Here is an 18,072-nt window from a genome sequence, read left to right on the forward strand (position 1 = left end):
CTCTCTACGGGGACGGGTTAGAGAGCGCTCTCTCCCGAGTTGTACGTTCCTCCCGCGCAGTTGTCAATGTCGATCGATCCGGTCTACCTGACGACCGCGAACACCCCGCCACACGGCGGGCGGAGTTTCCGGGTGCCACCACAGGGGGTAATTGCCGGCGGACCCGGTGCGGAGGGACCGCCCGGGAGGGAGTGGACGGTGGTAGCGATGGTCAGGCAGGCGGCAACCGCCCCGCGTCCCCCGGTCGAGGCAACCGACCTGCTCACCGTGGGTGTCGAGGAGGAGTTCCTACTCGTCGACCCGGAGACCGGGGTCGCGGCACCCGCGGTCGAGGCGGTACTGGAGCAGGTCCCCGCCGAGTTGCGGGGACAGGTCGAGCGGGAATTCCAGACCAGTCAGATCGAGATCGGCAGCCCGCCCGGGTTGGAACTCTCCTCGATCCGGCACTCTCTCGGTCTGCTCCGCGCCTCGCTGGCCGACGCCGCCGAGCGGGCCGGTGCCCGGTTGCTCGCGATCGGCACCGGGCCGATCGACGGGCCGGTGCCCCCGGTGGTCGACAAGCCCCGCTTCGACCGGATGCTCGCCCGGTTCCGGCTGCTGGTGCCCGGGCCGGGCAACAACGGCATGCACGTCCACGTCGGAGTGCCGGACCCCGACGCGGGCGTACAGGTGCTCAACCATGTGCGGCCGTGGCTGCCGATCCTGCACGCGGTCACGGCCAACTCGCCGTTCTCCCGAGGGGAGGACACCGGCTACGCCAGCTGGCGGTCGATCGAGTGGGAACGCTGGCCCTCGGTCGCGCCGACGCCCTACCTCATCTCCCACGAGCACTACCAACGACTGATCCGTCAGCTAATCGCCAGCGGCGTGATGCTCGACGAGGGGATGCTCTACTGGTACGCCCGGCTGTCGGCCAAGTACCCGACGGTGGAGCTACGCATCGGTGACGTCTGCCCGACCGTCGACGACGCGGTCCTGATCGCCGCGCTGGTCCGTGGACTGGTGGCGACCGCGCTCGACGACATCGCGGCCGGTCGGCCACCGCTGCCGACCGACCATCACCTGCTGGTCGGCGCACACTGGCGGGCCGCTCACGACGGGCTGGAGGGAGAGGCGGTCGACCTGTCCAGCGGTGAGCTGCGGCCGGCCTGGGATCTGCTGCACCAGCTCGTCGGACGCCTCGGTCCGGCCCTCGAACGACACGGCGACCTCGCCGAGGTGACCGGCCTGCTGGAAGGGCTGCGCCGGCACGGCAGCGGGGCCGCACGACAGCGTTCGGTGTACGCCCGGACCGGACGGTTGGAGGATGTGGTGGAAAACGTGGCACGCCAGACCCGGGGCGAGGACCCGGCCTGACGCGAGGGAGGTGATGACGTGGCGGAACGGTTGATCGTCGTCGGCGGGGACGCCGCCGGAATGTCGGCCGCCGCCCAGGCGCGCCGCCGCCGGGGCCCCGACGACCTGGAGATCGTCGTGTTCGAACGGGGACACTTCACCTCGTACTCGGCCTGCGGGATCCCGTACTGGATCAGCGGCCTGGTCACCGACCGAGAGCAACTGGTGGCCCGGTCGCCGAAGACGCACCGCGAGGAGTACGCCATCGACGTGCGGATCCGGCACGAGGTCACCGAGATCGACCTGCTCCGCCGCGAGGTGGTCGCCCGCGACCTGGACGGCGGCGGTGAGGTCCGGGAGCCGTTCGACACCCTGATGTACGCCGCCGGGGCGGTGCCGAAGAAGCCAGCCTGGGCGCACACCGACGCCGCCGGGGTGTTCGGGGTGCAGACCCTCGACGACGGTTCGGCGTTGCGCGGTTGGCTGGAGGCCGAGCCGCGGCCACGGCGGGCGGTGGTGGTCGGCGGCGGCTACATCGGTGTCGAGATGGCCGAGGCACTGGTCCGCCGCGGCCTGTCCGTCACCCTGGTCGAGCGCGACGAGCAGCCGATGTCGACCGTCGACCCCGACATGGCCCAACTGGTCACCGAGGCGATGCGCGGGCTGGGCGTGGACATCCGCACCGGCGTACAGGTGACCGGCCTGTCGGAGCGCGACGGCCGGGTCAGCGAGGTGGTCACCGACGACGGGCCGATCCCGGCCGACCTGGTGGTCCTCGGTCTCGGCGTACGTCCCAACACCGAGCTGGCCGCCGCCGCCGGCCTGCCGCTCGGGCCGACCGGCGGAATCCGGGTGGACCGCCAGATGCGGGTGTCCGAGGTGCCCGGCGTGTGGGCCGCCGGGGACTGCGTGGAGACCCTGCACAAGGTCAGCGGCATGCCGGTGCACGTGCCGCTCGGCACCCATGCCAACAAGCAGGGCCGGATCGCCGGCATCAACATCGGCGGCGGGTACGCGACCTTCGCCGGGGTGATCGGCACCGCGGTGACCAAGGTCTGCGACCTGGAGGTGGGGCGCACCGGCCTACGGGAGCGCGAGGCCCGGATGTCCGGCTTCGAGTTCGTCTCGGTGATCGCCCGGTCGACGAACCGCGCCGGCTACTACCCCGGCGCCCGGCAGATGACGGTGAAGCTGATCGCCGAGCGGCCGAGCGGGCGACTGCTCGGCGCCCAGATCGTCGGCTGGTCCGAGGCGGCGAAACGGATCGACACCCTCGCCGTGGCGCTGTGGAACAAGATGACGGTGGACGACATGACCGCGCTCGACCTCGGCTATGCCCCGCCGTACGCACCGGTCTGGGATCCGGTGCTGGTCGCCGCCCGCAAGGCCGTGGACGCGCTCGCCCGCTGACGGCTCCGGGGCCGGTTTCTTGTCGGTGCCGGGGGTTAGCGTAGGCGCGCCGCCCGGTCAGGGCTGACGCGAACCCCTCGGAGGAATTCCCATGTCGCAGGAGACGACCTACCTCGAACTGTCCGAAATGGACGGTGCAGCGCACAAGTTCTACGAGGTGGTGGTCGACGACGCCTCGATGACCGTGCGCTACGGGCGGATCGGCGACCAGGGTCAGGTGAAGACCACGGGCTATCCCGACAACGCGCGGGCCCGCGCCGCGGCGGCGAAGAAGATCGGCGAGAAGATCCGCAAGGGGTACGCCCCGGCGGTGCGCGGCGTACGCCAGAAGCGGGCCGTCTCCCGGCGGCAGATCGTCAGCACCCGCTCGACCGCCCGCACCGCCCCGGTGCTCTGGCGGTACGACTCCGGCGCCCCGGCCTTCGGCATCTTCGTCGACGGGCGCACCTGCATGGTGGGCAACGAGCGAGGTGTGATCACCACTCTCGATCACGACGCCCGCGTGCTGGACCAGGTCCGGCTTCCCGACGGGGTCAAGTGCATCGTCGCCGACGACGCCTGGATCTACGCCGGCTGCGACGACGGCAACGTCTACGACCTGTCCGGCAAGATCCCCCGGGTGGCGTACGCGATCGCGCCCGACATCGACATCTACTGGCTCGACATCCACGACGGCGTGCTGGGCGTCTCCGACGCCGACGGCGGGATCGCCGCCATCGACCACGAGGACGAGTTCCTCTGGCGGCGGGCCGGGCGCGGCCGGTCGGCCTGGATGGTGCGCTGCGACGCCGACGCCGTCTACCACGGCGACTCGACGGGGGTCAGCGGCTACGACTGGCGCACCGGCCGGGAGTTGTGGCACACCCGCACCGGCTCGGTGCTCTTCGGCTGGCAGGAACGCGACGCGGTGTTCGCCGGCACCGCCACCCGCGAGGTGGTACGCCTCGGCAAGGACGGCGGCTCGGCAGCCCGCACCTACCGCGCCGATGCCCCGGTCTTCTCCTGCGCCACCGCCGCCGACGGCCGCTACGTCTTCGCCGGTGACAGCCAGTCGTCGATCTACTGCTTCGCCGCCGACGGCACCCGGCTGTGGAAGCTCGGCACCGGCTGCGGATCGGCCTACTCCATGCAATACCACGACGAGCGGCTCTACGTGGTGACCACCAGCGGCCACCTGGCCTGCATCGACGCCAGCGAGCCCGCCATCCGGGCGGCGGAGGCGGGCAACGTGCCCGACGTGGTCGACGTGAAGGCCCCGGCCCGGCTGCCCGAGCCGGCAGCGGTCACCCAGGTCGAGGTCGTCGGCGACACCGGTGACGGGATCGTCGTCGAGTGCGTCGAGCAGGGCGGTCGGCTGCGGGTGCACGTGCTGTCCGCCGGCTACCACCGGAACTGGTCGGTGCAGTTCCCCAAGGGCATCCGCCAGCCGGGCGCCCGATACCTGGTCACCGAGGTCCGCGAGTCCGGCCGTGGCGGCTTCTACCGGGCGTACGGCGACATCCGCCGGCTCCGCTGATCCCTATCGCGCGCGTGCCCCCGGGGTACGCCTGATCCCGGGCGCGGGCCTGATCCCGGGCGCGCCGTTGGCCGGGCCCGGCCAACGGCGCCGCTGTGGCGGTGCCGCAGCATTCGGCCCGGGCAGGTGGACAGGGCCGCAGCATTCGGCCCGAGCGGTTGTGACGGTGCCGCCGCGCCGGTCACCATGAGCCGGTGACCGGCGCGCTGCGACTCCCCGACGGCTTGGCCTGGATTCGCGACGTGGCCGGTGGCCCAGAGTGGTTGGCCGAACTGCCGGACCGACTGGCCGCCTGCGTCCGCCGCTGGTCGCTGCGGGCCGGACCCCCCTTCGGGTACGCCTGCGCCTCCCTGGCCTTGCCGGTCGAACTGCCGGACGGCACCGGGGCGGTGCTTAAGTTGCAGTTCCCCGACGCGGAGAGCGAGCACGAGGCGACCGCGCTGCGCCGCTGGGACGGCAACGGGGCCGCCCGGCTGCTCGGCCACGACCCCGACCTGCGGGCGCTGCTGGTGGAGCGTTGCAATCCCGGAAGCCCGCTGCACGCGTTACCCCTCGACGCGGCGCTCGACGCGATGGTGGCGCTGCTTCCCCGCCTCTGGGTGCCGGCCGGTCAGCCGTTCATGTCGTTGGCGGAGGCCGCCGCCGGATGGTCGACCCGGCTGCCGGTCAAGTGGGAACGCGCCGGACGGCCGTACGAGCGACGACTGGTCGACGCCGCGCTCGATCTGCTCGCCGGGCTCACCGGCAGCCAGGGTGAGCAGGTGCTGATCAACCAGGACCTGCATGCCGCCAACGTACTGCGCGCCGAACGCGAGCCGTGGCTGGTCATCGACCCGAAGCCGCTTGCCGGCGAGCGGGAGTTCTCGGTGGTACCGATGGTGCGCGGCACCGAGCTGGGCCACTCGCGGGCGGCCGTCCAGCGCCGGCTGGACCGGCTCAGCGCCGAGTTGGGGCTGGACCGGGACCGGATCCTGGGCTGGACGATCGGCCAGACGACGGCCTGGAGCATCGACGGCGACCGGGTCTTCCCCGACCACGTCGACGTGGTCCGCTGGCTCCTCGACTGAACCACATCTCGGTCAGATCTTGGTCGAGCACGGCCCCCTGAAGGGCCGGTCCGGACCAAGATCCACGCCGGTCGGATCAGGACTGGCAGGTGGGGCACCAGTAGAGGTTGCGGGCGATGATGGTGCCTCGGCTGATCGGGGTGCGGCAGACGTGGCAGGGCTGGCCGGGGCGGCGGTAGACGTACACCTCTCCCCCGTGCCGGTCGACGCGGGCCGGACGACCCATCGCCTCGGGCAGGTGCGCGGCGCGGACGGTGTCGATCCGGCCGCTGGCGACCGCGAGCGTCATCAGCTCCACCAGGTCGGCCCAGAGCACCCGCCAACCGGCCGGGGTCAGCTCCCGGCCGGGCAGCCTCGGCGACAGGCCGGCGCGAAACAGCGCCTCCGTCACGAAGATCAGACCGGTGCCGGCCACCACCGTCTGGTCCAGCAACAGCGCAGCCAGCGGCGTCACGCTGCGTGAGACCCGAGCGTACGCCCGCTGCGGATCGGCGTCGGCGCGCAGCGGATCCGGTCCGAGTCGCGCCCGTAGCGCGGCCACCTCGGGCGGGCTGAGCAGTTCACATGCGGTCGGCCCACGCAGGTCGAGCCAGTGCCGGTCGCTGGTCAGCCGTAGGCGGATCTGCCCCATCGGCTCCGGCGGTTCACCATCGCCGTCGGTGACCTTGCCGTAGAGGCCGAGGTGCACGTGCAGCGTCAGCTCACCGGCGTAGTGGTGCAGCAGGTGCTTGCCGTATGCCTCGGTGGCCTCCAGCACCGCGCCGGAGATCCGGGCGGCACCGTCGGCGAAGCGACCCTGCGGGCTGGCGGCCAGCACTTTGTCGCCGGCGAACAGCTCGGCGTGCCGGGCCGCCAGGCGATGAATCGTGTGTCCCTCTGGCACGGCGCCAAGCGTAGCCAGCGGTTGGCGCAGCACAGACGCGCACCTTCGAGGTCAACCTGATGGGGCGCGGTACGCACCGCCGCCGTGGTGGTGCCGAAGATGCTCGCCGCCGGCGACGGGCACCTGATCGGGATCTCCAGCCTTGCCGACCGGCTGATCTCCGGCGAGGCACCGGCTGCGCCGGTTCGAGGGCCGGGCTGTCGTCGTACCAGATGGGTCTCTCGGCCGCCCTGCGCCGGCACGGCGTGCACGTGGCCACCGTCGGGTTCGGCTTCGTCGACACCAAGATGGCCAAGGGCGCGTTCCGCCCGCTGATGATCCCGGTCGACCGAGCCGTGGAAGTCCTCGTTGATATGCACCATTTGGCATGCTTTTGTCGCGACTGGATCTGCAAGACGACGGAGGTGGGGTGGGAGGTGAGGGTGGGAGGTGGGGTGTTGGGTGGGTGGGGGGTGGGTACCTGCGAGGTGTTGTGGCGTGGTTGGCGATACGGGGCGATGCCGCCATCCACGCAATCGATCAGGAGGTGAACCATGAAGTTTCCTTCGCTGTTGCGCAGGGAGGAACCGGCGGCGCCGGCAGCCGACGACGACCGGACCGGGACGGTCGCCACCGACACCCGCCCCGACGAGCGATCCGATGTCGAGGGCCGCACCGAGGACGGCACCGACCGCCGACCCCCGGCCAACGACACCGTCATCGCCGGCCGAACCGCCACCGACCCGGCCGCCAGCCCGACCACGAGCGGCCAGAACGAACACACGGGTCACCGGTCCGACGCGGAGCGGACCGCCGAGGCCCGCGCCGCCACCGCTCGCTCCACCGTGCACGGCTCGCGCAGCGCCCGAGCTGCCGCCACCGAGACCGTCGACCGCGACCGTTCCGTCGACGACCCGAACAGCACCAGCCTCGACCGCGACCGTTCCGTCGACGATCCGAACAGCACCAGCCTCGACCGCGACCGGACCATCGACGACCGGCAGACCACCGACCTCGACCGCACCGTTGCGGGCGATCGGGTCGTCGAGGCGGATCGCGGTGCCGACCGGGACCGGATCGCCGGCACCGTCGAGCGGGACGGCAGGGTCGACGACGACCGGACCCCCGACGGCGCAGCCGGCCGGGACGTACCGCCGGCCCCGGTCGGGCCACGACCCCGGGCCAGCCTGCTGGCCACGCTCGGTTTGATCGTCGGCGTGGGCGGCGTCCTGTTCGTGTTCACCGGCGCCCTCGCCGGGTACGGCATCGCGCTCGGCGCGGTCGGAGCAGTGCTCGCCGTGCTCGGCCTGATGGCCACCCGTCGGCGGCACATCGCCGGCAAGTCCGACGCGCTGCTGGGCATCGCCTTCGGGCTCGGCGCGGTGGTCCTGGGCGTGCTGGCGATGACCGGCCAGTACGACTGGCCGACCACCGACGGAGACCAGGTGATCCGCCTCCGCGAGTGGCTTGATTCACAGTTTGTCGATCGCCTGTAGCGGGCACTTTTCGGCCCGCCGGTGGTTCACCGGTGCCGGTCGGTGCGGAACCGACCGTAGCCCGATCAGATCTGGTGGTGCACCAGCCGGGCGCACATGCTCGTCAGGGGCGGCGGTTCGCCGCCCCTGACGTATGTCCGGGGCAGAGGTCACCGGACGTATTGCCCGGCGACCTTGTCTGGACGAGCCGGCCGCGAGCTGGACGCAATGAATCTGCTCCAACCAGTCCCCAAACGCAATGTTCTGCCGTTGAATGCAAGGGTTCGCGGTGGATCCTGCTGGTCGAGCCCGAATACCGTTGAGCCACGGCGCCAGCCCGTGGGCCGACGGTGGCCGGGCGCGCCCGAGGCTTGGAGCAGGACACATGACGATGGACGCCACCCGCCAGCACTTTCTGATGTGCCGGCCGACGTACTTCGCCGTCGACTACGCGATCAACCCGTGGATGGATCCGACCGCACCTGTCGATGCCGACCGAGCGGTGCGGCAGTGGGAGCGACTGCGTCAGATCTATCTGGACCTGGGTCACACCGTCGAGGAGATCACACCGGTCCCGGGCCTGCCCGACATGGTCTTCGCCGCCAACGGCGGCACCGTGATCGACGGCAAGGCGATGGCGGTGCAGTTCCGCGACCCGCAGCGCGCCGACGAGGCACCCGCGTACCGCGCCTGGTTCGAGGCCGCCGGCTTCGAGATGTACGACCCGAAGCACGTCAACGAGGGTGAGGGCGACGTCCTGCTGGCCGGGGACCACCTGCTCGCCGGCACCGGCTTCCGCACCGCGCACGCCTCGCACGCCCAACTCCAGGAGGTCTTCGGTTACCCGGTGATCACCATGCAACTGGTCGACCCGCGTTTCTACCACCTGGACACCGCGCTGACCGTGCTCGACGAGCGGACCGTGGCGTACCTGCCGGAGGCGTTCTCGCCCGGCAGTCAGGCCGTGCTGCGCCGGCTCTTCCCGGACGCGGTGCACGCCACCATGGCCGACGCGGAGGTGCTCGGGCTCAACGCGGTCAGCGACGGTCGGCACGTGGTGCTGCCCGAGCAGGCCACCGGTCTGGCCGCCAAGCTACGTGACCGGGGCTACGAGACGATCGGCGTCGACCTGTCCGAACTGCGTCGGGCCGGCGGCGGCCCGAAGTGCTGCACGTTGCGACTCCGTCAGGGAAAGGCGAACCGATGATCGAGGACATGCTGCGGACCCCGGCCGCGGTGCAGGACGCGGAGCGCCACACCGCGCACAACTATCACCCGCTGCCGGTGGTGATCTCCTCCGCCGAGGGTGCCTGGGTGACCGATGTGGACGGCAAGCGCTATCTCGACTGCCTGGCCGGCTACTCGGCGCTGAACTTCGGCCACCGGCACCCGACGCTTATCGCCGCCGCGCACGCCCAGCTCGACAAGCTGACGTTGACCAGCCGGGCCTTCATCCACGACCAGTTCGCCGACTTCTGTCGGGAGCTGGCGGCGCTGTGCGGCAAGGACCTGGTGCTGCCGATGAACACCGGTGCGGAGGCTGTCGAGACCGGCATCAAGGTGGCCCGCAAGTGGGGCTACCAGGTCAAGGGAGTACCGGCCGGTCAGGCGAACATCGTGGTCGCGGAGGGCAACTTCCACGGACGTACGACCACCATCGTCAGCTTCTCCACCGACTCCGATGCCCGGGCCGACTTCGGGCCGTACACCCCCGGTTTTCGGATCGTCCCCTACGGCGACCTCGACGCCCTGACCGAGGCGATCGACGAGCACACGGTCGCCGTGCTGCTGGAGCCGATCCAGGGCGAGCAGGGCGTGGTGGTGCCGCCGGAGGATTACCTGCCGGGCGTGCGGCGGCTGTGCACCGAGCGCAACGTGCTGTTCATCGCCGACGAGATCCAGTCCGGCCTGGGCCGCACCGGCACCACCTTCGCGTGCGAGCAGGAAGGTGTCGTGCCGGACATGTACCTGCTGGGCAAGGCGCTCGGTGGGGGGATCGTGCCGGTCTCCGCGGTGGCGGCCGACAGCGACGTGCTCGGCGTGCTCCAGCCCGGACAGCACGGCTCCACCTTCGGCGGCAATCCCCTGGCCTGTGCCGTGGCGACCGAGGTGGTCCGGCTGCTGGCGACCGGCGAGTTCCAGCGTCGCTCCGCCGAGTTGGGCGAGCGGCTGCAAGCCGGCCTGCGCGACCTGATCGGCAAGGGTCTGGTCGAGGTACGCGGCCGGGGTCTCTGGGCCGGCCTGGACATCGACCCGGCCCTGATGAGCGGCCGGGAGGCCTGCGAGCGGCTGATGGAGCGGGGTGTGCTGGCCAAGGACACGCACGGCTCGACCATCCGACTGGCCCCGCCGTTGGTGATCACCGAGGAGGAGATCGACCACGCGGTGGCGCAGGTGGCCGCCGTACTGGCCGGCTGAGCGCTCGTACCGTCCGGTGGGCGTCGGGCCCGGTCCCGACGCCCACCGGCGCGTTCAGCGCGGCAGGCGCATCGCCATCGTCGGGGCCTCGGACATCACCGAGTCCGGGTTGTACGGCGCTCCCGCCGGGAACTCGTTCGGACGGCCGACCTGCACCCCCGGGTACAGCTCCACCATGTCACCGGCGCCGAGCACCCGGGACTGCTGCGGAGCCAGCGGGATCCGGTCCGCCTCCGTGAGCGAACCGCCCGGCCGTACGCCGGAGCCGTTGGTGCTGACGTCGGTGGCGACGACGTCAGCACCGCGCAACTCCAACCGCAGGTGGTTGCGGCTGATCCAACGCCGCGCCTCGTCGTTGAGCCACTGGCCGAGCATGATGCCGCCGGAGCCCTCCGGCGCTCGGCCGATCACCACCGGCTGCTCCTCGGTGAGTACGAAGCGACGACGGATCAGGCCACCGACCCGGATCGCGAGGACCTCGCTGCGGGGCCGCGGCCCGGCGTCACGCAGCCGTGAACCGTGTCGGGGGCAGGTGGGTACGCCGTTGCGCAGCGACGGTGGCGGCTGCCCGGTAGGTGCGCGGTCGATTCGGGCCAGGTCGGCGAAGGCTCCCCCGCCGCCGGCACCACCGAACAGGGTGCAGCCGGACTCCGGGCAGCGCCACTCGCGGGAGAGCAGCTTGGCACCGGCCGGTGAGGGCGGACCGGCGACCGGTGTGTGACCGCCGCCGACGTGGGCGATGAAGACCGGACCGCCGGCGCCCGGCACCGGGGCGACGACCCGGCCCGGCTGCTCCACCAGCCAGGGGAACCGTCCCCGCAGGCCGTCGAAGCGGACCCGGCTGAGCACCGGCAGACCGAGCAGGTCGGCCACCTCCAGCATCCGGTCACCCGGGTTGTCGAGCACCTCCACCAGGCCGTCGTCGGCCCACCTGCGCACCACCATCCGCTCGTTGGAGGTGAGGTCGGCGTCGGAAAGCATCCCCCGGTGCACCACCGCGTAGACCGGGACGTTGTCCTCTTCAAGGCTGCGTGCCAGCGCGTCGATGACCATGCCTAGGCGCAATGAACTGGCCGGCCGCCCGCCGTCGAGATCCTGGTAGCGAATGATTTCGGCCAGGTCGAGCACCGCGCGGGCCAGCTGCGGATCGGTGCAGACCCGCCCCTCGATGGCGTCCAGCACCTTGCTGATCTCGAACCTCATGGGGTACCCTCCACGATCTCGTCGATCCGGCGGGCCAGCCGGATGTCACGCATGGTGACCCCGTCGACCGAATGGGTCACGCAGCGGAAGGTCACCGTGCGCCACCGGATGTCGATGTCGGGGTGGTGGTCCAGTTCCTCTGCCGCGACGGCGACCCGGTCGACCACTGCGATGGCGGCCGGGAAGCTGGCCAGCTCCACGGTTCGGGTGATCCCGGTGGGGTCTCCCGACCAGCCCGCCAGCCCACCCAGCTCGTCTCGCACCGCCTCGGCGGTGAGCACCTGTGCCATGGCCAGACCCTACCGGTGCCGGCCGGCACCACCGCCACCAGCGGCGACGGTCTCCGGGCCCGGCTGGAGTCAGGAACGGTGGATGGTGATGTCGCCGTAGGAGGTGCGCCCGCGTACCTCGACCGTCTTGTCGCCTTCCTCGGGCCGGCTGGCGTCCGCCAGCAGGTTGCGTACCTGCCCGAAACCGGTGTGCACCCCAAACCAGGCGGCGGTGCCCTGGTTGCTCACATACGGGTTCAGCTCCCTGACACCATCGCGGCACACGACCTGGCACCACCAACCGACCTGCACCTCCATCACCCAGAGGAGGCGACAACATCAGGGATGTTGTCGCCTCCGCCGCTGCCTGACACAGCAGAATCCCCGATGTTGTCGCCCTGGGCGTGGTTGTGACGGTGTGGCGATGTGGGGAGGGCACTGGGTCTGTGAGGGCTGCTCGGGGGGCGTCAGCTCATGCGGCCGACGGCAGTTCGCAGGCGGAGCAGGTCCCGACGGCGGCGCTCGTAGGTGGTGGCCAGGCCGATCAGCGCCAGCCCGGCGGCGGCCAGGAAAGCCCACCGGGGCAGCAGGTCCCAACTGCGCACCAGCTCGTACAGGGCCAGCAGGGTCAGCGTGCCCGCGCCGAGCAGCACCGGCGCCTGCCAGCGGCGGACCGCACCGAGCAGCGTCGCGGCGAGCGCGACGGCCCCGAGCAGCAGTCGCCGCCAAGGGTCCGGGTCGGCGCCGAACAGCACGACGGTCAGGCTGGGCAGCAGCACGGCGGCCAGGCCCGGGCCGAGCGCAAGCCAACTGTTCAGCCCAGGCCGGGTACGCAGTCCCACCGCACCGGCGCCCAGAGCCGCCGCCGCCAGCGGCACCGTGTACGCCTCCAGCACGCTTACTCCGCCGGCCGCCAACAGCAGCCAGACGGCCAGCAGTTCACTGCCTCCGCCGATGCCGGCGAAGACCCAGCGCCGCTCGATCGACTCGTCCCGACGCAACAGCCGGACGCCCACCGCGACGCCCCACAGCACACAGATCGTCGCGGCATGCCGGAGCGCACCCAGGGTGAGCAGCAGCGCGAGCAGCGCCACCGCCTGCGCGGCGGCATCAAGCACCCGTCCCACCAGCGCCTGCGGAACGGAACCGGTCGACGCCCCGGCAGCCGTCCGGGCGATCGTCGCCGGCTGCGGACGTGTCGCCGGCTGCGGACGTGTCGCTTCCGGCAGACCCCACCGCCTCGACGGCAGTGTCGCGGCGAGCGCGAGGCTGAGCACGGCGACGCCGAGCACCGCGAACGCCGCCACGCGAGGCGGCTGCCCGCCAGCCAGCGGGGCGGTCACGGCGAACCCGGTCGCCGCCGCCACCGCGACCAGCCAGCCGAGCACGCGTACCGCGAGCTGACGCCCGCCCACCCCGACAACCGTCGCCGCCGCCACCAACAGCCCCAACCCGCCGAGGGTGCCGGCCCGGGTCGCCTGGAGATTGAGCAGCCCCGCCACCGCCAGCACCAGACCGACCGGCACGGCCACCCCGACGAACGGTCCGCCCGGGTGCCGCAGCGCAACGGTCAGCAACAGAGCCACACCGCCCAGCAGAGCTGCCGCCGGCACCACCGGCCAGGGCACGGCGGCGGCGACCAGCAGCACCGGGACGGCGGCGGCCACGAAGGGCAACATCACCCCGGCAACCCGCCAGCCCTCGGCAACCCGCCAGCCCCCGGCGTCCTCATCGCCGGCGGCCGGACCGGCACCGGCACCGGCACGGGCACGGGCACGGGCACGGGCACGGGCAGCACCATCGACGTCGGTACCGGCGTTGTCCCCCGCAGCCATGGACCCCGCCGGGGCGCTGCGGATGACCGGCCAGGCGAACAGGGCCGCCGCCAGTGCCAGCAGCGCCAGTGCCAAACCGATCGGTAGCGCGTCCGGTGACGGGCGGGTCCCCGGAACACCGGACCACGCGGCGGGTGGCGGCCCGTACGGCGTCAGCAGGGCGCTCACCACCACCGGCACCGCCGCCAGCGCCGCCACCGCGGCCAGGCCCAGCCCGGCCACCGGCAGCAGCCCCACCGGGCGGGCTCGGAACCCGGCGAGCGCGACAAGCGACGCCGCCACCGACGCGTACACCGCCACCCGCTCGGCACCCGGCACGACCAGGGGCGACAGCCCGGTCAGCACTCCCACCACGGCGAGCCCGGTGGCGGCGTACCCGGTCAGTTCGGGCCAGGATCGACGCAGCGCGAGCAGCGCCACCGCCGGCAGCGCGACGGCGGCCAGCGCGCCCCGGGCCTGCCACCACGGCGGGGCACCGACGCCGATCAGCGCGATCGCCGCCCCCGCCGGCACCACGAGCACCGCGGCAGCCAGCCCGCAACCGGCCACCGTGCGCCGCACCCGGTCGCCGCCTCGGCCGCCGACCGCCACCCCGAGGCCGACGGCCAGGACGACCACGCAGGCGGCACCGGCACCGATCGGGTCGGCCAGCCCGACCAGCAGCCCGTGCCCGAGCAGTGCCGCACCGGCCGAGGCCGACGTCAACACCGTCACGGTGGGCAGCGTCGGGCGGACCACCGCCGCGATCAGCAACACCGCCCCGACCGCGAGGTCGATCGCGACCACCGCGGGCCACGGCGCGGCCCAGGCCACCGGCACGGCGAAGGCGGTCGCGGCGAGACCGGCCGAAAGCACCGCCGGCCGCGCCGCCCGGGGCAGCAGCACTGCCACCGCCGCCGAGGTCAGCGCCGCCGCCACCGGCAGTTGCCACCCCCAGGCGACCAACGGACCCGTCGTGGCCCCCCGCCACGGCGGCAACGACCGTCCCACGGCGGCACCGGCCAGCAGCAGTCCCGCCAGCGCCACCAGCAGCCCGCCACCACCGGCCACCAGCAACGCCCCCGCGCGTGGACCGGCCCGCCAGCCGGACGGGAGCAGCCGTACCGCGCCGGCCAGCCCGGCCGCGACCAGCGCTGCCACCAGCAGCCACACCGAGGCGCGCAACTCCACCACCGGGCGGAGAATGACACCCGCCAGCACCGGCACCAGCGCGCCGGCCGCCAGCGTCCGTGCCGGCCCGCCACCGGCCAGCAACGCCGCGCCGAAGGCGGTGAGTGCCACCAGCAGCATCGGCCCACCGGCCAGCAGCGGTACGCCACCCGCCCGACCGACCAGCAGGGGCACCAGCGCGCAGCCCGCGGCGAGCAACAGCCAACCGGCGAACCACGCCCAGGCCAGGAGCGTTCCGGCCAGCCGTACCGCCGGTGTCGTCGCGGCCCCCTCCTCCGCGACGACACCGGCCCGCCACCGCAGCGCCACCACCAGCGCCAGGTCGAGCAGCGCCACCGCGACGAAGACCACCGCCCACCCGGCCGGTTCCGGACGGACCTCAGCGGCCAGCAGCGGCACCAGCGGCTGAACGACCAGCAGCGCGGCGAACCACGGCACGGCCAGGCGGCTGAACCGTGCGTAACCGACCGCCACCGCCGCGCTGATCGCCACTACCAGTGCGGCGTACCGGCTGCCCGGCCAGCCGGTCACCCCGAACAGGTCGACCGACCAGGCGGCGTACCCGTCGAGCAGCACCAGCAGCAGCCCGACGGCGGCGAAGGTCTCGGCGGTGCCGCGCAGCCCTCGCCGACGTGCGATCAGCGGCACCGCCAGCAGCAGCGCGGTGAATGCCAGCAGGATGGCTGCCCGACCGGCCACGCCTACCGACGCCCAGGCCACCGCGGTGAAGACCGTCGCCGCCGTGCCGAGCAGCAGGCCACCCAGGACGAAGAGCAGGCCCTGCACGGTCCGCGTCGACGCCTCCGCGCCACCCGGGCGCACCGGGACGGAGGCGGGCCGGCCACCGGTCGGTGCGGGAGCGGGCGCCGGGGACCCACCGACGGCCGGTGCGGCACTGTGGCCCGGCGACGCGGCGGGCACCGGAAACTGGGCCCGGACCGCGGCGGCCAGTTCGTCCCGCCGTCGACGCACCGCGTCCAGCCGCCCGACCAGCCCCTCGTACGCCTGACGGGCCCGCTGCACCTCACCACCGAGCACGGCGATCTCCCGGTCGAGCCGGATCACCTCGGCGGCGGCCGGGTGCGGCGGCCGGCCGCAGCCGGTGCAGCCGGAGTTCAGATTCGCCGGGCTTCCGCAGGCCGGGCAGGGGTAGGCGGTGTCCACGCCGTCATCCTCGACGGCCGGGCACCGTTGTTACCAGAGTGCGCGTACTCAGGAGCGGGTGTGCTCGAAGACCCAGGCGGCGTACCCGGGATCGCCGCAGTCCACCCGGGTGACCAGGATTTCCGGCACCTCGTAGGGATGGCCGGCCCGCAACTGCTCGACCAACGCGTCGACCCGGTCCGGTGCGGTCTTGAACTGCACCGACCACTCGGTGCTGGTCTCCACCCCCGACCGCCACCAGTACGTGCTGTCCACCTGGCCGCCCACCTGCGCGCAGGCCGCCAACCGCCCGGCCACCGCGGCGGCGGCCAGCAGATCGGCGACCGACCGCGCGTCGACCACCGTCGTCACCACGCTGATCTGCTCCACCTGCGCACCCTACGTCGCGTCGTCGCGGTTGGTCGCGATCCACTCGTCTATCCGACTCCACCATTCGTAGAGCCAGTCGATGCGTTCCTGCCGGCCGGTCGGCACCTCCTCCGGTGGCACCGACCAGAACCGCATCACCAGCCGCTTGTCCATCGGCAGCTCCCGCCACACGTCGGTGACGGTGAGCATCCGGTCCAGTCCGGTGTGGGCCACGAAGATCACCCCGGCGTCGGGTGCCGCGTCCAGTGCCGCCAACAGTCCGCCCGGCTGTGGGGCGAGCACGTGTCGCATCGCCTCCGCCTTCAACGCCATCCGCTCATGCCCCCGGTCCCGCAACCGCGCGATGGCCCGCAGCCGGCGTTTCGGGGTGAAGTTGCTGCCCTCGGGGAAGATCACGAAGGCGTCGTCGTCGTCCAGGCCGGTGGCGAGGTGCCCGACCTGCTCGGTAAGCGAGCCCCGGCCGTCGGGACCCGGCGCGATGAACCGACTCGGCAGCCGGTTGAGCAGCACGTCGATCGCCGGATCCCACTGAAGGGTGTCCTTCAGCACGATCCGTGGCTCGCGCTGGAACCAGTTCACCAACGCGTGGATCAGGATGAACGAGTCTCCCGGACCGGCGTGCCGGCACAGCACCAGCTCCGGCCGGCCCGGTAGCGCGGTGTCCGGGTCGGTGCCGACCACGTCGATGCGTAGCCGCAGCATCCACCGGGCCTGCCAGAAGAACACCCGCAGGAACCAGCCGGCCAGCACGTAGTGGGCCCGCTGGAAGGCCGGTGCACGCACCCGCCAGCCGAACCCGGAGCCGACCCAGAGCCCGAAGAGGCTGAGCAGCGCCGCCGCGTCCCAGACCAGGTAGAAGCAGCCGAGCCAGAGCAGTCGCAACGGACGCAGGTGCCCGGGGACGAACGGGGACACGGCGAGGGCGAGCAGGGCCCACAGCGGCACCGTGGTCACCAGCACGATCGCCAGCAGCACCACACCGGGTGCCAGCAGCAGTCGGCGCAGCCAACGCGGCGGTAACGGCATCAGCGTTCCAGGTTGGCCAGGTAGTGCCGGGAGGCCGAGTACGCCCGGCTGATCCGCCGGCCCACCGCCGCCATGTCCCGGTACGCCCACGGAGTGTCGTCGCGCGGTTCCAGCCCGCCGGTCGGCAGCACGTGCACCTCCACCCCGTCGGGCAGAGCGGCCATCTCGCGGGCGAACCGGTGCCGGCGGGCGATCTCGAACGCGACCTGGGCGATCTCCCAGGGTCGCCGGGGCGGTGCCAGCGCCCGCTCGATCCGGCCCACCTGGAGTACGAAGATCCGGCCGGCTCCGGCCGCGACCGCCTCGCCGATCGGGATGGAGTTGACGATGCCACCGTCCACATAGTGCTGGTCGCCGATGCGGGCCGGCGGCAGCAGCCCCGGCACCGAGGCGGAGGCGAGGACCGCCGGCACCACCGGCCCACTGACGAACCAGTGCTCGGCGGCCCGCTCGATGTTCGCCGCGCAGCAGCGGAACGGAATCTTCAAATCGGCGAAGGTGGTCTGGGCGCCGAGTTCGTTCTCCAGCAGCTTCCGCAAGGGCCGGGGCGAGTGCAGATGGGTACGGGCGGCGAAGCGCCGTAGCTGCCGGGCGACCGAGTCGCCGTACACCTCGCTGGCCTCGGGGGAGGCCCAGAGCCGAACCAGCCGGTCGGTCACCGCCTCGGACGGGTCGGCGGCCACCAGGGCGCCGTTGACCGCGCCGATGGAGGTGCCGAGCACCAGATCGGGCCGGATCCCGGCCCGGAACAGGGCGCGCAACATGCCCACCTCGACCGCGCCCAGGACGCCCCCGCCGCCGAGCACGAAAGCCACCGGTCCCCGCGCCATGCCGTTCATCCTGGCACGGCCGGCTCCGACCGTCCCGTCCCGTACGCCCCCGCGCCGGGGAACACCGCCGGACGGCGGCGCCCACCGGTCAGGTCGACCCGGCCCGGGTCCATCGAGGCCCGT

The 18,072-nt window shown here is 72.6% G+C and carries 15 protein-coding genes; 7 read left to right on the forward strand and 8 right to left on the reverse strand.

Going from position 1 to position 18,072, the window contains the following annotated elements; genetic code table 11:
* Positions 1-207: 207 nt before the first annotated feature.
* From O7601_RS01635 to O7601_RS01650, 4 genes are all read left to right on the forward strand, one after another.
* Positions 208-1,356, forward strand: a complete 1,149-nt coding sequence (locus O7601_RS01635) for a glutamate--cysteine ligase (RefSeq protein WP_281566756.1) — start codon at positions 208-210, stop codon at positions 1,354-1,356.
* A gap of 18 nt (positions 1,357-1,374) precedes the next feature.
* Entirely contained in the window at positions 1,375-2,745 is a 1,371-nt protein-coding gene (locus O7601_RS01640; RefSeq protein ID WP_281564541.1) for an FAD-dependent oxidoreductase, read from the forward strand.
* A 91-nt stretch (positions 2,746-2,836) separates the two neighbouring features.
* Positions 2,837-4,261 carry a WGR domain-containing protein gene (locus O7601_RS01645; RefSeq protein ID WP_281564542.1) on the forward strand — a complete coding sequence of 475 codons (1,425 nt, stop codon included), beginning with the start codon at positions 2,837-2,839 and terminating at the stop codon, positions 4,259-4,261.
* Positions 4,262-4,455: 194 nt separating this feature from the next.
* Positions 4,456-5,328: an aminoglycoside phosphotransferase family protein gene (locus O7601_RS01650; RefSeq protein WP_281564543.1), complete on the forward strand. Its 873-nt coding sequence runs from the start codon at positions 4,456-4,458 to the stop codon at positions 5,326-5,328.
* A gap of 76 nt (positions 5,329-5,404) precedes the next feature.
* Here O7601_RS01650 and O7601_RS01655 read toward each other — a convergent pair whose 3' ends face one another.
* Positions 5,405-6,211, reverse strand: a complete 807-nt coding sequence (locus O7601_RS01655; RefSeq protein WP_281564544.1) for a DNA-formamidopyrimidine glycosylase family protein — start codon at positions 6,209-6,211, stop codon at positions 5,405-5,407.
* 533 nt (positions 6,212-6,744) lie between these two features.
* Here O7601_RS01655 and O7601_RS01660 point away from each other — a divergent pair.
* From O7601_RS01660 to rocD, 3 genes are all read left to right on the forward strand, one after another.
* The gene (locus tag O7601_RS01660; RefSeq protein WP_281564545.1) at positions 6,745-7,686 is read left to right on the forward strand and encodes a thrombospondin; all 942 of its coding nucleotides are present in this window, start codon (positions 6,745-6,747) and stop codon (positions 7,684-7,686) included.
* Positions 7,687-8,056: 370 nt separating this feature from the next.
* Complete coding sequence (gene ddaH / locus O7601_RS01665; protein ID WP_281566757.1) at positions 8,057-8,872, forward strand: dimethylargininase; 816 nt, start codon at positions 8,057-8,059, stop codon at positions 8,870-8,872.
* Entirely contained in the window at positions 8,869-10,083 is a 1,215-nt protein-coding gene (gene rocD, locus O7601_RS01670; RefSeq protein ID WP_281564546.1) for an ornithine--oxo-acid transaminase, read from the forward strand. Before ddaH ends, rocD begins: the two co-directional genes overlap by 4 nt.
* Positions 10,084-10,137: 54 nt before the next feature.
* On the opposite strand, the gene O7601_RS01675 is transcribed toward rocD, so the two are convergent.
* The 7 genes from O7601_RS01675 to O7601_RS01705 all read right to left on the reverse strand — a co-directional run bounded on the left by O7601_RS01675 (position 10,138) and on the right by O7601_RS01705 (position 17,949).
* Positions 10,138-11,286 carry an FHA domain-containing protein gene (locus O7601_RS01675; protein WP_281564547.1) on the reverse strand — a complete coding sequence of 383 codons (1,149 nt, stop codon included), beginning with the start codon at positions 11,284-11,286 and terminating at the stop codon, positions 10,138-10,140.
* On the reverse strand, positions 11,283-11,576 hold the full coding sequence (locus tag O7601_RS01680; RefSeq protein ID WP_281564548.1) for a 4a-hydroxytetrahydrobiopterin dehydratase: 294 nt from the start codon (positions 11,574-11,576) through the stop codon (positions 11,283-11,285). The genes O7601_RS01675 and O7601_RS01680 overlap by 4 nt, the downstream gene beginning before the upstream one ends.
* A gap of 69 nt (positions 11,577-11,645) precedes the next feature.
* Positions 11,646-11,876 (reverse strand): hypothetical protein, encoded by a 231-nt coding sequence (locus O7601_RS01685; RefSeq protein ID WP_281564549.1) that lies wholly within the window; start codon positions 11,874-11,876, stop codon positions 11,646-11,648.
* Between the two features lie 146 nt (positions 11,877-12,022).
* Entirely contained in the window at positions 12,023-15,724 is a 3,702-nt protein-coding gene (locus tag O7601_RS01690; protein ID WP_281564550.1) for a hypothetical protein, read from the reverse strand.
* Between the two features lie 48 nt (positions 15,725-15,772).
* Positions 15,773-16,093, reverse strand: a complete 321-nt coding sequence (cutA, locus tag O7601_RS01695; RefSeq protein ID WP_281564551.1) for a divalent-cation tolerance protein CutA — start codon at positions 16,091-16,093, stop codon at positions 15,773-15,775.
* A gap of 9 nt (positions 16,094-16,102) precedes the next feature.
* Positions 16,103-17,119, reverse strand: coding sequence for a 1-acyl-sn-glycerol-3-phosphate acyltransferase (locus O7601_RS01700; protein WP_281564552.1), 1,017 nt, complete (start codon positions 17,117-17,119; stop codon positions 16,103-16,105).
* On the reverse strand, positions 17,119-17,949 hold the full coding sequence (locus O7601_RS01705) for a patatin-like phospholipase family protein (RefSeq protein ID WP_093405517.1): 831 nt from the start codon (positions 17,947-17,949) through the stop codon (positions 17,119-17,121). Before O7601_RS01705 ends, O7601_RS01700 begins: the two co-directional genes overlap by 1 nt.
* Positions 17,950-18,072: the final 123 nt, after the last annotated feature.

This window comes from Verrucosispora sp. WMMD573 (genome assembly GCF_027497175.1).
GTDB lineage: Bacteria > Actinomycetota > Actinomycetes > Mycobacteriales > Micromonosporaceae > Micromonospora.